This window comes from Syntrophales bacterium (assembly GCA_023229765.1).
Lineage (GTDB): Bacteria > Desulfobacterota > Syntrophia > Syntrophales > UBA5619 > DYTH01.
This window is the reverse complement of the sequence record JALNYO010000014.1, coordinates 24544-40197: the sequence shown is the minus strand read 5'-3', so window position 1 is coordinate 40197 and position 15654 is coordinate 24544. Positions and strand designations below refer to the sequence as shown.

At 50.9% G+C, this 15654-nt stretch carries 13 protein-coding genes; 3 read left to right on the top strand and 10 right to left on the bottom strand.

The annotated features are described in order from the left end of the window. Positions 1-99: 99 nt before the first annotated feature. The 10 genes from M0P74_09290 to M0P74_09245 all read right to left on the bottom strand — a co-directional run bounded on the left by M0P74_09290 (position 100) and on the right by M0P74_09245 (position 12703). Entirely contained in the window at positions 100-1698 is a 1599-nt protein-coding gene (locus M0P74_09290; GenBank protein MCK9363773.1) for a CTP synthase, read from the bottom strand. Then, a complete protein-coding gene (locus tag M0P74_09285; protein MCK9363772.1) occupies positions 1688-5473 on the bottom strand; it encodes an SIS domain-containing protein in 3786 nt (1261 codons plus the stop codon). The genes M0P74_09290 and M0P74_09285 overlap by 11 nt, the downstream gene beginning before the upstream one ends. Before the next feature lie 71 nt (positions 5474-5544). Then, positions 5545-6801, bottom strand: a complete 1257-nt coding sequence (locus tag M0P74_09280) for a UDP-N-acetylglucosamine pyrophosphorylase (GenBank protein MCK9363771.1) — start codon at positions 6799-6801, stop codon at positions 5545-5547. Positions 6802-6904: 103 nt separating this feature from the next. Beyond that, positions 6905-7213, bottom strand: coding sequence for a hypothetical protein (locus tag M0P74_09275; protein MCK9363770.1), 309 nt, complete (start codon positions 7211-7213; stop codon positions 6905-6907). A 60-nt stretch (positions 7214-7273) separates the two neighbouring features. Beyond that, positions 7274-7792 (bottom strand): PH domain-containing protein, encoded by a 519-nt coding sequence (locus M0P74_09270; GenBank protein ID MCK9363769.1) that lies wholly within the window; start codon positions 7790-7792, stop codon positions 7274-7276. 35 nt (positions 7793-7827) lie between these two features. Next, positions 7828-8316, bottom strand: coding sequence for a cyclic pyranopterin monophosphate synthase MoaC (gene moaC / locus M0P74_09265; protein ID MCK9363768.1), 489 nt, complete (start codon positions 8314-8316; stop codon positions 7828-7830). 175 nt (positions 8317-8491) lie between these two features. Further along, a complete protein-coding gene (locus tag M0P74_09260; protein MCK9363767.1) occupies positions 8492-9193 on the bottom strand; it encodes a hypothetical protein in 702 nt (233 codons plus the stop codon). A 12-nt stretch (positions 9194-9205) separates the two neighbouring features. Next, complete coding sequence (locus tag M0P74_09255; GenBank protein MCK9363766.1) at positions 9206-10468, bottom strand: glycosyltransferase; 1263 nt, start codon at positions 10466-10468, stop codon at positions 9206-9208. Positions 10469-10523: 55 nt separating this feature from the next. After that, the gene (locus tag M0P74_09250) at positions 10524-11732 is read right to left on the bottom strand and encodes a glycosyl transferase (protein MCK9363765.1); all 1209 of its coding nucleotides are present in this window, start codon (positions 11730-11732) and stop codon (positions 10524-10526) included. Between the two features lie 125 nt (positions 11733-11857). Beyond that, positions 11858-12703 (bottom strand): HAD-IIB family hydrolase, encoded by an 846-nt coding sequence (locus M0P74_09245; GenBank protein ID MCK9363764.1) that lies wholly within the window; start codon positions 12701-12703, stop codon positions 11858-11860. A 450-nt stretch (positions 12704-13153) separates the two neighbouring features. Here M0P74_09245 and M0P74_09240 point away from each other — a divergent pair, with 450 nt between their 5' ends. The 3 genes from M0P74_09240 to M0P74_09230 all read left to right on the top strand — a co-directional run bounded on the left by M0P74_09240 (position 13154) and on the right by M0P74_09230 (position 15620). Beyond that, positions 13154-13372 carry a hypothetical protein gene (locus M0P74_09240; GenBank protein MCK9363763.1) on the top strand — a complete coding sequence of 73 codons (219 nt, stop codon included), beginning with the start codon at positions 13154-13156 and terminating at the stop codon, positions 13370-13372. A 250-nt stretch (positions 13373-13622) separates the two neighbouring features. Continuing rightward, entirely contained in the window at positions 13623-14051 is a 429-nt protein-coding gene (locus M0P74_09235) for a hypothetical protein (GenBank protein MCK9363762.1), read from the top strand. 39 nt (positions 14052-14090) lie between these two features. Further along, positions 14091-15620 (top strand): YifB family Mg chelatase-like AAA ATPase, encoded by a 1530-nt coding sequence (locus tag M0P74_09230; protein ID MCK9363761.1) that lies wholly within the window; start codon positions 14091-14093, stop codon positions 15618-15620. The last annotated feature ends 34 nt before the right edge of the window (positions 15621-15654 follow it).

The following is a 15654-nucleotide window of genomic DNA, read 5'->3' as shown; positions in this document are numbered from 1 at the left end:
AAAACCGGTATGGAGGTTGGCGAACCGCTTCTTTTCGCTGTAATAACCGGCCGCACTGCCTGAAACAAAATCTAAAATATTGAGGTATCTGAGTAGTTACTATTTCTTTTTCTTCAGCGCCGCCTTGATAAACTCCCGGAAAAGCGGGTGAGGATTCGTCGGTCGGGATTTGAACTCGGGATGAAACTGACAGCCTAAAAACCACGGATGTCCAGGAATCTCGACGATCTCGGCGAGCCTGCCGTCGGGGGAAACGCCGGTAATGGCAAGTCCCTTTGCCAGAAGCTTCTCCTTGAAGGAGGCGTTGAATTCATACCGGTGGCGATGGCGTTCGCTAATCTCTTTTGCTCCATAAGCCGCGCCTGCTGCTGATTCCTCATAAACTACGCAGGGATACGCCCCGAGGCGCATTGACGCTCCTTTTTCCGTTATCTGTTTTTGCTCCGGTAAAAGATCGATCACCGGGTACGCGGTTTCGGCGTCAAATTCCGAGCTGTTAGCTTTGGCCATACCGCAGACGTTTCTGGCGTATTCCACAACCGCCATCTGCATGCCGAGGCAGATGCCGAAAAAAGGGATGCCGTTTTTTCTGGCATGCTCGATTGCCAGGATCATCCCTTCGATCCCCCGGTTGCCAAAACCGCCGGGGACGAGGATCCCGTCCAAACCATCGAAGACATTCCCAACGCCCTCATTTTCCAGCTTTTCTGAATCGACGAAACGGAGCTTCACCCGGCAGTCGTTGGCGATCCCTCCGTGGGCCAGAGCCTCGTTGAGACTCTTGTAGGAGTCCGTCAGGTTGACATATTTGCCGACAATGCCGATCGTCACTTCCCACTGGGGATGGAGAAACCGGGCCACTACGTTCTCCCATTTTTCAAGACGAGGTTGGCCGGCCCAGATATTCAGCAGATCGGTAATCTTCCGATCCAGTCCCTCCCGGTGAAAAATCAAGGGACACTCGTAGATGCACTCCACATCCTTGGCCGTGAAGACTGCCGCCACCTCGACATTGCAGAAGAGGGCGATCTTGGTTTTGATGTCGTCGGAGAGGAAATTCTCCGTCCGGCACAGCAGGATGTCCGGCTGGATGCCGATCTCCCGCAGGGCCTTGACGCTATGCTGCGTCGGCTTGGTCTTTACCTCGCCGGCGGTTTTGATGAACGGCACCCAGGTCAGGTGGATAAAGATCGCATTTTCCCTGCCGACTTCATTGCGAAACTGGCGAATCGCCTCGAGAAAGGGAAGACTTTCGATATCGCCAACCGTCCCGCCGATCTCAACAATCGCCACATCATGCCCTTCGGCGGTTTTCTTGATGAAGTCTTTTATTTCATTGGTGATATGGGGAATTACCTGAACGGTTTTGCCAAGATAGTCTCCCCGCCGCTCCTTGGTGATGACGGAAAAATAGACCTGACCCGTCGTCAGGTTATTCGCCTTTCCCATCGTGGTGCCGGTAAATCGTTCGTAATGACCGAGATCCAAGTCGGTTTCGGCGCCATCGTCGGTCACGAACACCTCTCCATGCTGAAACGGACTCATGGTGCCCGGATCGACATTTATGTACGGGTCGAGTTTCTGATTGGTGACCCGCAGTCCCCTGCACTCGAGAATAGCCGCAATGGAGGCCGCCGCCAAGCCCTTGCCGAGGGAGGAGAGAACGCCTCCGGTAACGAAAATAAATTTAGTTCTCATGAATTTCCTTTCCCTTCCTGCAAACGTTTGAATTTTTCGTGATCCACCCGACTATTGTCTCCGCTGATTCGCCAAGCAGAAACCCGACGGGGATGTCAGCAAGGAGATTGTCATTCCAGGAAAGATTGCACTCCTGAATCAAATCCCTGAGTTTATTTACCCTTTTGCCGATGATTTTAAGCCTTTCTTTTACGGAGAGGTTCTCGTTGAAGATTACATGCAGCAACAACAGATTTTCGGCCCGTTCATTATTGCCAAGCAGTGGGACAATAACAAGCGGGGCTCCATCCGTCCTGCCCAGCCCCGCATAGATCCTTTGCAGGGCCACAATTCCCTTTTTGGTTCCGACCAGGGCGCTGGTTTTCTCAACCCGCGATTCCATCTGCAGTGACACCCCTCCCCGCTTCACAATCATGATGGTCGTCTCATCACCGGGTTTTCCTGCTTTGTCTAATTTGTCAATGGCGTAAAGCGTATAACCTGTAACTGAAGAAACCGCCCCCTGTATTCTCTCCAGCAGCAAAATATTCGTGCTGAGCAGTGATTGAACGCCGAATGAAAGCTGACTGAGCAGAGCGGAGACGGGTCCTTCCGGCAGGGTCTCTTTTCTGCTTGTTCCTACGGTAACTGTCTTTGCCTGATGGCGGATCGCGTCAATCGGGCGGGAAAGTTCATCAACGGCATTACCCAGCGTCACATCCAGCAGATCGACCGGGGACAACAATTCGCTCTCGGGAAAATCGTGGCGAAAATCATCGAGCGGCAGCTTTCCCCCCGCGTATTTCAGCAGCAGCGCCAAATCGGAGATTGTCCCCACCCCAGTCTGGGAAAAACGCCCCAGTTGTTTCTTTTTCAGAAATTCAGCGGTAAAATTATTGACAAGACCTCGCAGCCCTTCGTCGGTAAAACCTTCATACGCGGAAAGTTTTCTTTTTACCTGGTCAACCATGACCGTATTAAGCCGGCTTTTAAACGCCCGGAGAAACAGGGCGTCTTCGTCAATGCTGCACGCGGCATAATAGCCGAAAAGGTGGCCGGCGAGGGTGTTCAGAATTACTGGGAGCGGCAGGGGTGCGCGGGGAAGCGGGATCACCGCATCGGCAATGGCGTCGAAGCGTTTTTCCCCCTCTTCGGCGAAGACTACGACTGATGACTTGTGGGCCTTGAAAATCGCCACGTCCTTGGCAATGTCGCCGATGACACTCTCGGGACTCCCGGCGGCGCAGACGATGATCAGCGGTTCGGCGGAAAGGTCGATGTGTTTCTTGTTTTCAACGACATCGGAGGAGATTGTCAGGTAGCACAGCTCGCTCAGCTTGATCCTTATTTCATCGGCGGCGGCCTTGTTCGGTCCGCTTCCGACAATCGCCCAATATCTTTTATGATTTATCGTCTTTTCGACGGCCTTGCGAATATTCTCCCGCTGGCCCAGCACATTTCCCATTAACCCCGGCGCCGTCTCCAGCGTGCGGAGTTCCGTTGCCGCCTGCTCGCCGGAAATAGAAGAAACCAAAGCGGCAATGGCGAGCGCAAGGATGTTGCCGGCAATGATCTGCGAATAAAACGCCTTCGTGGAGGCGACGGCCATCTCGATGTCCCGGCCGTCGGAGGTATAAAAAACCCCGTCCGCCTTCATGGTGATATCGGATTGCCGGCGATTGACGATCGCGACTATTTTAGCGCCGCGTTCCCTGGCCATCGCCACGGCGCGGTTGGTATCGGTTGTCGTTCCTGACTGGGTGATCGGAATAACCAGCGTATCATGGAGGTCCTGTTTGAGGCTGAAACCGCTGAGCTCGGAGGCAAGCATGGCCTGCACGGTGATTCCGCTTCCCTGCAGATGGCGTGCCAGCGCATCGGCTATGGCGCTTCCGGCAACTGCAGCCGTTCCGTGGCCAATCACGTATATAATGTTGATCTTCCCGGACAGCAACCCCTCCCGTATTTCTTCGGGAATGACATCATCTCCCAGACTGAAAACTGCCGTTTCTCCCCGTTTTCCCTTTTCGATCAGGTATTTGCCAAGGAGTGTTTTACGGACGGAGTGGGCGGATTCACCAATTTCCTTCAAAAAATAATGGGGGTGGCGGCCACGATCGATATCACGGGTTGTGATCTCCGCCCGCCGGATATCCTCTTCTTTGAGCCTGATAGGTGTTTTATCATAGAAAAAGGCTGTTACACCTTCCGCCCCTCCAGGGGTATCCTGATCGAGAATAAAGATCTGCCCCCTTCCCTTTTCATTGCCGCCGGGAGGTACTTTTTCCCCGTCCATTTTTATGAAAAAAGGGGTCTCCTCGACCAGACCGTAGAGTTCCGAGGAAAACAGATATCGATCGGGGGCGATTCCGACATAAATTGATTGGCCGCTCCCCTTAAGCGCCAGAAAAACCTTGCCCGGTTCCAGACTGCTTACCAGGGCAATGGCATGCGAGCCCTCAAAATCCCTGACTGCGAGCCGGAAAGCCTCTGCCAGATCGTATCCGCCGCGCAGGTAGTGCTCAATTCGCAGCGGAATGATCTTGGTATCCGTGGTCAATTCCGGGGCGATCGCTCCCCCCTGTGCCGAGAAGGATTCCCGGAGCTGCTGATAGTTATCGATGTCGCCGTTGAGGACGACATTGATCGTCCATAATCCTTTGCCGTAAAAGGGGAAATCCTGTTCTTTCACCGTGGCCGCGCCATTTACCGGCAAGGTGAAGTTTCCGATTGGATGGCAGTTTTCTTCGGTGATAGAACCAACGGAAGCCCAGCGGGTATGGGTAAACGCCGTTTCAAAAGCCGCCGGGATGCCGGCAAAAAGATGAAAAAGGGCATCCCCGGCAATCCTCTTTCTCAGTTCCCGGACATTCCTGCCCAGCTCGCCGATGATCTCCGCAGTTTTATAGGTAAAAGAAACGGCGGTTGCCTTACCCGCACCAGCCGGGGGGGTAAGGCAAATCGATCCATCGACTGCATCCCCGGCAGCGGTGCGTTTTTCCCATTCCGCTGATAATCCCTTGGTACGGATAACGTCCATAATCCCGTTCAGATCAGCGTTATTTTCAGGGACAAACGATATCTGCACCCCCGCCGAATCTCGTCCGCGGACTTCCAGTCGATCGAGACTGTTCAACAGAAAGTTGAGTTTCCGGTATTTGTAAAGGGCAGCCGGCGGCAGCAAAATGGGATCCTCAATACCGGCAACAGCGCAAATCTTGTTAACGTTATCAATAACATCCTTCTCCAACGCCCAAAGTAAATCCCGAAGCATGATCAAACCCCGATTTATTTCCTCCAGATCGGAGGTAGAAATCCGTCCGGCTTGTTCTTCAAGTTTTCTCTCCTCTCTGGCAAGAAATTCCTGCATTGTCCCGCAAAGCCTGCGCATACGCTCCACCGCGGCAGGATCATAAAAAAGCGCTTGCCGGCCATTTTCTCCTTTCAAATAGAGCAGCTCCCGCTCCATTTGAGTTTGAGCGTCCTTGCCGCCCAGATAGGAAGCCGGAGCGATTCCGCCGAAAAAAACGGCATTCAGATCATTTTCCGACAGGCAGGTAAACATCTCGACGAGTTTGCTGCCTTGGCGCGCATCGCCGTTGACGCTATTTCCGTTTGAAACGGCAGGCGCGCGGTGCAGGGTCAGTATCCCCGCGAAACCGCAGCACAAGGTGTTGGGAAGAAAAGGAAAGATGATCAAGGTTGGCGTCCCGATACGCAGCGGATTATGACCTACCACAATCCGACATTCCCTCAGGAAAGAGAAGCTGTTTTTTAAAAACTTCTTTAATGTCATCACGTAATTGTCCCTTCGACAATATGAAAAAACAACGGCTGGCGCTCGGCAATCAGAGAGCTTCAGCGCCGTCATTCGCGAAAAGAGGGTATTATCGAAAGCGCCCTTTCGACAACGTCATCTACTGCACACTGCATCCACTTGGCGCCCCTTGAGGAAACTTCCTTGTCAAGAGCCGCTATGACTCCCAAATAGTCTTTGGCTGCACCATTTTTGGCATCGAAAAATGAGGCGAGAAATTGCTCACGAATGCTTTTCCCAGTACTCTCCTCCCTGTGCCCGGCAATGCTTTTCTCCAGTTCTCCCCAGCGATCGCGAAATTCGCCCTGTCGGCAGAGAATTTTTTCACGAACATGCTCCGGCAAAAGTTTTTGTCCCAGCGCAATCGAACTGTCCATATTTTCGGCCAGGGTCCGGAAACGCAAGAGCCTTTCGGATGCCGCCGCGTCTATAACCTCCAAAGCCCCCTCGAGCAGGGCGTCTCCATATTCCGCATCCCTGAAAAACAGGGCGCGAACATGGATGTACCACTGCCTCAACGCCAGCAGATTCGCATAGTAGATGATATTGTTGATTACCCGCCTTTTGATATCGCCGTAAAGTCCAGTATGAAATCCCTTTTCAATAGCCGGTTTTCTCCCGCTGCGGAGCAATTTCCCGCCCTCGGGACAATCCCCGCTCCATACCTCGCCTGCGGCAATTATCGTTCCGAAGCCGATCCTGGCCGGCCCGATCAGCCCCCCCTGCCCGCCCAGAAAAAGCGGCGCCTCCTTCAGCATAACCCCCCGGGGCACGTCTCCCAAAAGCGAGGCGGTAGCCTTGTCCTGGTTGGGCGTATAATTAAAATGAATATATGAACTTCCCACTTCGCTATGATTTTTGCGGCTGGTTCCCCCGGCCATCAAGACATCGCAGAAATTTATCAGACTCCCAAGGGTGACAAAGGGAAAGAGGATTGTCTGTTTGAGCCCCACCGTGTGTCCCGTTTTAGCCTCTTCTTCAAGCAGGCAGCCGGCGCGAACATGCGCGCCAGAAGCCATACTTACCCGCTCCAGAAAGACAGAATCGGCAAAAAATCCCCCCTTTAGTTCGACATTTTCTCCCAAGCGGCAATTATCAAGAACGACCGGCGCCTCTTCGCCCAGTTTCACGCCCGCCATGATCAACGTCTTTTTGCCGGTTATTCTTGTTCCGCCGAAGAGCACAACGCCATTTGCGGCAATACGTTCCGGGTCCACCTCTGCGCCGATTTCCACCGAGCAGGGATTCGGCATGCTGACCCCCTTTTTCCGCAGTCTCATAACGGTTTCCGGTATTTTCATGTCCATAAGAGAAACCCGCTACTGGAAGTCCGTGCCGTGTGCCGCGATTTCATTTCCGCCGCAACTCCTTGCCTGCATAGCCGCAATAGTATCCCGGAAATCGGTAAATTCATTCCCCTTCGTCGCCAAGTTGCAGCTTAATTAGCTTCTTCTGAAGCGTGTTGCGATTTATCCCGAGATAGGACGCCGCCGCGCTCTTGACCTGATTTGTCCGCCGCAGGGAAATGCGCAGCAGCGACCGGTCCACCATCTCCATTACCTCATCGTAGATACGGCTTTTATTTATCCCCGGCTGGCACAAGATAGCGGTTATATCATCAAGATTTTTTTCCAAAATCTTTTCCGCCACATCTTTCGGAGTTGTTTGCGTTGAACGCGGCGTCAACCCGTTTCCATTTCTTTTCGCTGCCCTAACCATACTCAACCACCCTCTCTTGCCGGATAGCAGGACATCCCGCCGCCTGGAAGCGTTCTTAAATCATAAAATAAAAGGGTACATCTTCAACACGATGATACCCGTCAGTAAAACAGCGGCCACCCAGACTAACGCAGATCCGGCCAGCCCCAACGGTTTTTCTTCAATCAGAAAACGCGCTGCGTCTTCAACCCTGTCGGCTTCGACATGAGCGAGGAGATCTTCCGCCAAAAGGGTAAATCTTTCATAATAATTTGAAATTATGTAGAAACCGACAACAGTTGTGAGCAGGATATAAGACTTGTTTTTTATCGTCAAGCCTCCCACATGGGTTATCGCTTCCCAGGGCAGTTTTTTCTGGCTCAGAAGCCTGCGGAGGAAGAGGCCGTTTTCGTCAATGGTCACTCTCCGCCTCAGTGATTCCCAAAACAGATATGCCGTCCCGACAAAAAAAACTGTGAATAATACCTTTTCAACCGCAGAACCCACTACAATGATCGATATCATCACCAAACACAGCAGTAACAAGGCATCGACCCCGAGTGGGAAGCGCAACCCCATTTTTATTTTATAATTATGCATGATTCATGCTAATCTGCGGAATAAAGCAAGTTTTTTCATGCCTTTGCCTCAGGTCTGACAAAAACCCCGCTCTTGCCGCCTTCCTTTCTGATCAGCTTGATGTCGGTCAAAATAATTTCCCGATCAACTGCCTTGCACATATCATAAATCGTCAGTGCCGCGACCGCAACAGCGGTCATGACCTCCATCTCGATACCCGTCCGGCCAATCATCCCGGCTTTCGCCTCGATCACGATCTCCCCTGCGGAAACATCAGTCAAAAAAGAAAGCTCAATCGCCGTCATTTCCAAGGGATGACACATCGGTATCAGCTCCGGCGTCTTTTTGGCCGCCATAATGCCGGCGATGCGCGCCGTGGAGAAAACATCCCCCTTCGGCATCCCTCCCTCCTGAATCAGCGCCGCCGTTTCGGGACGCATCAGCACCCTTCCGCTGGCGGTTGCCTGACGATGCGTAACGGGTTTGGCCGTCACGTCAACCATCCGTGCCTGGCCTTTTTCGTCGAGATGGGACAGCTCTTTCATTATTACCCCTTCTATGCTGCGGACCTCAGAGTTTGGACGGGCTTAACACAGCAGGCTCGCGCCGTCAAGGAGGACAATTTTTGCCACGGGACGTCATTGCCCATGATGCCGGGGAATAATGGGCCACGGGTTTACGAACTAACTGCCGATCGCCGCCATTCCGAGCATGGCATAGCTAAAGATGATTGATGCCGTCATCCTGCTGTTCCTTGTTTTCCTTGAGTTTCTTTTCAAGGAACTCCTTCGCTATGTCTTTGCCTCCCAGTCCAAAGGCTAACGAGAGCGCTAAAACCATACCGCTAAACAAGACGGCAAAGGTAATTTCTACCGTTTCCTTTCCGATGCCGACATGTTCCAGAGCCATTGTAACGGACAGCGCTACAATTATATACTTTACGAAAGCCGCCACAAAACGGGAAAATGTTATCCCGGCGTTCACCGCCGCTATCAGAACCGTTCGTCCCAGAAAATTGCCGAGCAGCCAGCCGGACAGTAGTATCAGGAGGGCAATAACAATATTAGGGAGATAGAAAAGGAATTTTTCCACCAATCTAACCAGGATATCGACTTCCAGCGCTCTCATGGCAAGCAGGGTAAAGATTAGAAAGATCACGCCTCCGAAAAATTTTGCCAGCAGCAAAGAAAGGGCATCCTTAACGCCGCCTTTCTTCAACAATTCTTGGAATCCCAGACGTCTCGAAAAGCTGTTGAGACCGACGGCTTTAAAAAGCCATTCCAAGCAAAATTTTAAAGCCAGCGAAATAACAAGGCCTGTTAAAAATATAAATAACGAAGTCAGAATATTGGGCAGAAAGACCAGAATACTCTCCACGCTTTTTGCGGCTGGTTCAAGAATTATCCTATCCATTAAGTTCATCGGCTTCTCCTTTCATATCTGCCAGTTTTCGCAGAGAATATGTTTCTTGCTCTCAAACAGCCGGCACAATTCCTCGATCTTCTCTTCAACCTGCGCCGCGTCGCTTTCTATCGTTTCTTTTACAAAGGAAGCAGTTCTGCCGATATACAGAGGGGTAAGCGCCTTGAGCAGATGTTCACGGTTTATCACCCGGGTATGAGCCGCCAGGGCAAAGCTGTAGATGATCCCGGCCCAGGCTTCGTCAGAAAAAGAGAATTCTGTTTCAGGAAGTTCCGCTACCCACAAAAGATATACAATTACCTTGCGGGGAAGAAATTTCCCCCATATATCGATAAGTTCCCTGACTCCGAGTCTGAATCTTTCAATCATTCTCTGAATATTCACGGCAACAGGCTCCAAACCGACGGCATACCTGAAGCCAAACGTTGGAATCGGTTTTGAGGCTGTTACAGTTTCCCATTCTTTTGGATAATCTTCCATAAGGTCAAAGGCGGCGCCTACAACCTGATACAGCATCGCACTCAAATCGGCGCCGGGATCCTTGGCGTCGTGAATCTTTGCGCCGAGGAATGATTGACATATCCTGTAATCGTTAGCGATAGCGGTTGTCGTCATCCATATGTCGATCCCATATCTCGCCACATCCGTATCCCAGACATCTTTAGCGAGATAGAATGAGGCAAGCTCCCCGGAGAAACCAAAATCCCCTCCGATGGGCTGCCGCACCTGCTTTCCGTAGAGCGCCCTGGTCAAGGGATAAACAATGCTGTTGGTTATGGTGCCGTCATATTTATGTCTGAGGTATAAAGGGGCGACAAAATCGAAATCGCCCCTCAAGACGGGCTTGACGAGCAGTTCAACCCATTCGGGGGTAATGCTTCGGAGATCGGAATCGACCACAATGCAGGCCTTGGCCTGGAGCAGGTCCGCCACGCTGAAGATGGTTCTGAAGGCGCTGCCTTTTCCGGGAATGCCGTGATACGGGGTGGTAATTTTCAGCGCCGGTTCTTTTTGATGCGTTACAAGTATTGACTCAAAATCGTCAATTGCAGCGTCTTGGACGGTCTGCACCGTTTGGTCTGTTGAACCGCCATCGGAATTGACAATCACGGCCTTGCGGTCGGGAAAGTATTTAGATAGTCCAGCCTGAACAGCGCGCACAACGTGCCCGATAGTCGCTGCATTGTTGAAACTGGGGATGCCGACAAGAATGTCCGTTTTTTTCAGGTCATGAATCTTGTTCAGCACATCATCATTAAGAATCGTTTTCTTCATGGGGCATCCATTACTGTATATAAAATATGTTCAAAGGATTTTACCTGTGCGTCAACTACCGGTTGTCCTCCTCGACCGCATCATAGAGCCTTTCGGAAAAATCCGGAAATGCCGCCCAGATGCGTTTCCAGGCCGCAAGCATGGGACAGCCGACGGGGTCCTTGATGAATTCATCAACCGCTATTTTCAGTGAAATAACGAAGGCATCTACCGCTTCAACTTCCTGATGCCGGTCATAGTCAAGACCGTTTAGCAAAGCCAGCGCATTGTACTTTTCGATCGCTTTCCGGGATTCCTGAATATAGGCGGTAATAAGGGTCCGGAAAAAAGCCTCGCTCATAACCAGACCATCCTCGCTTAAAACCCGAAACAGGGCATGGCCAATCTCGGTCGCCATTCTGATAAGTCCCTGTTTAGTGTGTTTCTTATCAAGTAATTGGTGTTTGTGTTCGTAGGATTCAATGACTTCCACCTGGCAGATCCGATTAACGGAGGTCTTCTGATAAACCTCGCTTAGCATCGAAACCTCCAGCCCCCAGGTCGGGGATATGCGGAGACCTTTTGCCAGATGGGTGTCAAAGGCAAACTCACCGGAAAGGGCGTAGCGGAAATTGCCCAGATATTCGATAAAGGCGTTGTATCCAAGAATCCTTTTAAGCGTCTGAATCAACGGCGTGTAAAATAGTCTCGTAACCCTTCCGTAAAGCCGCTCGGTCACCCGGGCATAATACCCCTTGCTGAACTCGAAATCCAGACCGGGATGCACGACCGGATAGAGCAGCCGCGAAACTATTTCCCGCTGATAGTTTACTATATCGCAATCATGCAGGGCAATCGCGTAAACATTGCTTTGAGCAAGGATATAGCCGATCGACATCCATACCGAACGGCCCTTGCCGGGAGTTTCCATGTAGAAATCTGCCTTCTCCAGTTCCTTAAGCAGTTGCTGCATCCTGGGACCATCATGCCAGACAACCCGCACAGCGGCAGGCAGGGACTTCATCATTTCTTTTGCACGCAAAAACTGCGCGTCGTCAGCCCTGTCAAGCGATAAAACGATCCGGTAGAGATAGTCTATTCCCTTGAGTTCCTCGATTATTCTGGGCATCGCCGGCCCTTCAAATTCCGAAAAAAGGGCCGGCAGCAAAAGAACCATTTTTCGTTCAACTGACACTTTCTTCAGTTCGAAATCGATCTTGGCTACCGATTTCGTCCCAAGTTTCTGCAGTGTCGTAATAACACCGTTCTGAGAAAAATCGCTCATTGTCGTGCCTCCTCTAATTAATATTTACACAAATAAATGTAAGCAGTTACGAAAAGCTTTTCTACCCGATGCGTACAGTGCTCTTCGGTGTTTAAGTAAACTGGAAAAGCGGATGACTTTTCCCTTCACGGGCAGGGAATTACTTTATCCGGTAAATAGCCGCCAGCGAGATTATCCAGAATACATCCGACCGCGCTGTTCCAACCGAGGCAACCTTCTTCTCTTGCACGAACAAGCCTCGGCAATTCAAGATGGAGAAAACCCCGCTGCGGACGGGGAATCAAGACCGGGATATCAACCTGCTGGAGCATCGGCAGATCGTTTTCACTGTCGCCAATCCCGATCGTCACAAGCGTCTCTTGATTTCCATTGTTACGATAGATGTCGATCACTTTTTTCACAGCGATGCCTTTGTCCTGCCCAAGGCCGATTAAATGAAAAAAACGACCGCCCTTAGTTATTTTTAACCCCTCCAAAAGTGCTAACTTTTCTATCTTACCGATATCTAATTCATTTTCCGCTAAAAAAGGCTCAGTAAATTCCCTGCGTCTGGCCAGCTCGACGTCGATCTCCGGCAGGCCGGTCAAATTGGCAATCTCGGCGGCTGTCATGTCGCCGAAGCCCCTGATCGAAAAACGGGAAGCCACTTTGGCGAAAAACTTTCGGATATCGCGATAAGTTGCGCCTAAACCGAGAACAGTATATTTCTCAACCTTTTCACCATCCACCGGATTTTTCAGCTCCGGCGATTCCGGGAAAAAAATTCCGCCGCCATTCTCAACGATAAAGGGGGCGGAAATATCCAGCTCTCTTTGCAGGGGTTCCACTTCGCCTCTGGTTTTACTGGTCACAATAATCAACGGAATATTCGCCGCTTTGATTTTTTCCAAAGCCGGCAGCGCTGCCTCATACGAATAATCGTCATGATTAAGGAGGCTTCCGTCAAGATCTGTAAAAATTAGAATACGCACCAGAAATGTCTCCCTGCGGGCATGAATGCCCTGTTGGTGGCGAATTGCTGTTAGTAAACCTCAGTGCTGCTGCAAGACGGGTTTGTCGGTTTCTTAAGACTTCAATCATATCTATCAGAAATCATCAGCAGATTCAACCGGCAAAGCTGATAAAATTTCCTTCCCAGCCGGCGCCGCCCCTGAAATCAATAATCTTTTGACATTCACTGTATTTTTATGTAAGAGGAAGAGGCAAATGCAAAACCATTTGTCATTCCCGAAAGCGAAGCTTAATGTTCATAATGTCTCTATCGGGAAAGCGAAGCTTAATGTTCATAATATGGTTTTTCAAGCAGTTAGAACCAGATTCCCGCTCAGAATCGTTGCGGGAATGACAGACAAGAATGGGGAGTTTTGCAATTACCTCGAAATTTAAAACGTTATTAATGTCATCTAACAAAGGAGGATTGCATGAAGAAATTATTTTTGGTCGTCATGGCAGCGCTTTTTCTCGCCGGGTGCGGTGCCGCCGCAAGAGAATCGGGCTTCTACGAACACAGCACTATGTACAAAGACTGGGAACATTTGAAATTCAGCATTTCCGGTTATCCCAGTGCGGATAAAAAGGATGCTCAGGAATCAAAGGCCGGAAATTGGTGGGGTAAGGAAGTTGACGTAACCGGGAAATAGCTGTTTGAATTCAGCAGGCTTATTGTTTCAAAGTTTCTGTATCTGGAACAATAAGCCTGCCGGTATAATTGCCCTGCCCAGTTTTCTTGACTTTATCATGCGCACGCACAGAAGAATCCGACGTCCTGTATTTGATGCCTTTCTGCGGCACGCTTTATCTCCCCCGAGATATATTTTTCATCATTAAGAAAGGATAAAAGCTATGGCTATAAAAACATTTGCCTTAATGCTTGTTTTTGCGGTTTTGGCCGTGTTTGCCATCGTCAACTGGAATTCGTTTATGGCCCCAACCAGCCTGTGGCTTCTGGTTACATCGATCAATGCGCCGCTGGGATTGATCATGCTTGGCTTCATTGCGCTGATCTCCCTGTTGTTTTTAATCTATATCGCCTACCTCCAATCTGCCCAACTGTCAGAATCAAGGCGTTTCAATAAAGACTTGAACTCCCTGCGCGAACTGGCCGAAAAGGCGGAAGCATCAAGGCTCACCGGGCTGCAAGAATTTCTGCAGACTGAATTATCAAAAATGGAGGGGAAAACCGTTGCTTCGGAAGAGGCATTGCAAAAACGTTTGACTCAACTTGATCATGATCTGCGCACCGCAGTAGAGCAGGCGGGAAATACCCTGGCCGCATACATAGGGGAACTGGAAGATCGCCTGATGCAAAAACGCGTATAATTCTGCACTTTCCATCTGACCCGCCAACAGGAAATTTGCATGATCGTCAAAACATTGAGTTCCGCAATCATCGGAATTGATTCCTTCCCCGTTGAAGTTGAGGTAGATATAACTGCCGGCCTCCCCCAGTTTTCCACTGTCGGCCTGCCCGATGCCTCGGTACGGGAAAGCAAGGATCGCATCAAGGCCGCGATCAACAATTCCGGCTATAAATTCCCGACTCATCATGTCACCATCAATCTCGCCCCTGCTGACATAAAAAAAGAGGGCACCTCTTTCGACCTGCCGATCGCGATGGCGATACTGGCCGCGCAGGGGATGGTTTCCCTGGGGCCGCTAACGCAGTATCTTCTTATCGGCGAGCTTTCCCTCGACGGCAGCGTCAAAGGTGTGCATGGGGCACTTTCCTCTGCCTTTACGGCCCGCTCTCTCGGCATACGGGGCATAGTCCTCCCGAAAGAAAACGCCAGCGAAGCGGCGTTGGTCGAAGGAATCGATGTCATTCCGGTGGATCACCTCTCCGACGTTGTCGAATTTTTTGGAGAGCGCCGGGAAATCAATCCATTCCACGTCGATATCGAGGCGCTCTTCCGGCAAAACCGCGACTATCCATTTGATTTCAGTGATATTAAAGGACAGGAACAGGCCAAACGGGCAATCGAGGTTGCCACTGCGGGCGGGCATAACATCCTGATGATCGGTCCGCCCGGTTCGGGAAAAAGTATGCTCGCTCAGAGAATCGTTACGATAATTCCGGACTTTTCCTTGAGTGAGGCCATAGAAACAACGCAAATCTATTCCGTGGCGGGAATATTGGACCGCAAAGAGGCGCTGATCGCAACGAGGCCCTTTCGCGCAGTGCATCATACCATCTCCGACGCAGGATTGGTCGGCGGAGGCCATATCCCGCGACCGGGGGAAATAAGTCTGGCGCATCATGGAGTCCTTTTTCTCGACGAACTGCCGGAGTTCCGAAAAAACGTTCTGGAGACGCTGCGCCAACCCCTGGAGGACGGCAAAATAACCATAACGCGTTCAGCGCAAACGGCAACCTACCCTGCCCGCTTCGCGCTGGTTGCGTCGATGAATCCCTGTCCCTGCGGTTATTACGGCGACAGCAGCAACCGCTGTCATTGCACTCCGCAGCAGATTCGCCAGTATCAGGGACGAATCTCGGGCCCCCTTCTCGATCGGATCGACATCCATATTGAGGTGCCCTCCGTCCGCTATCGCGATTTGACGGCGCGGGGAGCGGGAGAAGCCTCGTCGGCAATCAAAAACCGCATAGAAAATGCCCGTGCGATTCAACAAAAGCGTTTCAGCGGGGATGAAACCATCTGCAACGCCCGGATGAGCGAAGCCCAGATTCGCGCTTTTTGCCTGATTGACGATGAATCTCATAAACTTATCGAGATGGCGATCGACAAGCTGGGATTGAGCGCCCGCGCCTACACCAGGATACTGAAGGTAGCCAGAACTATTGCTGATCTTGACAACAGCGATTGTCTAACCTCCTCCCATATTGCCGAGGCTATCCAGTATAGAAGTCTTGATCGCCATCTGATTTAGTGGTAAGGGTTTAGAAAAAGCTTATAATAAACAA

What these genes read in the sequence shown, in the direction of transcription:
- M0P74_09290 (MCK9363773.1), bottom strand. Translation starts at nt 1,698, where the DNA reads ATGAGAACTAAATTTATTTTCGTTACCGGAGGCGTTCTCTCCTCCCTC.
- M0P74_09285 (MCK9363772.1), bottom strand. Translation starts at nt 5,473, where the DNA reads ATGACATTAAAGAAGTTTTTAAAAAACAGCTTCTCTTTCCTGAGGGAA.
- M0P74_09280 (MCK9363771.1), bottom strand. Translation starts at nt 6,801, where the DNA reads ATGGACATGAAAATACCGGAAACCGTTATGAGACTGCGGAAAAAGGGG.
- M0P74_09275 (MCK9363770.1), bottom strand. Translation starts at nt 7,213, where the DNA reads ATGGTTAGGGCAGCGAAAAGAAATGGAAACGGGTTGACGCCGCGTTCA.
- M0P74_09270 (MCK9363769.1), bottom strand. Translation starts at nt 7,792, where the DNA reads ATGCATAATTATAAAATAAAAATGGGGTTGCGCTTCCCACTCGGGGTC.
- moaC (MCK9363768.1), bottom strand. Translation starts at nt 8,316, where the DNA reads ATGAAAGAGCTGTCCCATCTCGACGAAAAAGGCCAGGCACGGATGGTT.
- M0P74_09260 (MCK9363767.1), bottom strand. Translation starts at nt 9,193, where the DNA reads ATGAACTTAATGGATAGGATAATTCTTGAACCAGCCGCAAAAAGCGTG.
- M0P74_09255 (MCK9363766.1), bottom strand. Translation starts at nt 10,468, where the DNA reads ATGAAGAAAACGATTCTTAATGATGATGTGCTGAACAAGATTCATGAC.
- M0P74_09250 (MCK9363765.1), bottom strand. Translation starts at nt 11,732, where the DNA reads ATGAGCGATTTTTCTCAGAACGGTGTTATTACGACACTGCAGAAACTT.
- M0P74_09240 (MCK9363763.1), top strand. Translation starts at nt 13,154, where the DNA reads ATGAAGAAATTATTTTTGGTCGTCATGGCAGCGCTTTTTCTCGCCGGG.
- M0P74_09230 (MCK9363761.1), top strand. Translation starts at nt 14,091, where the DNA reads ATGATCGTCAAAACATTGAGTTCCGCAATCATCGGAATTGATTCCTTC.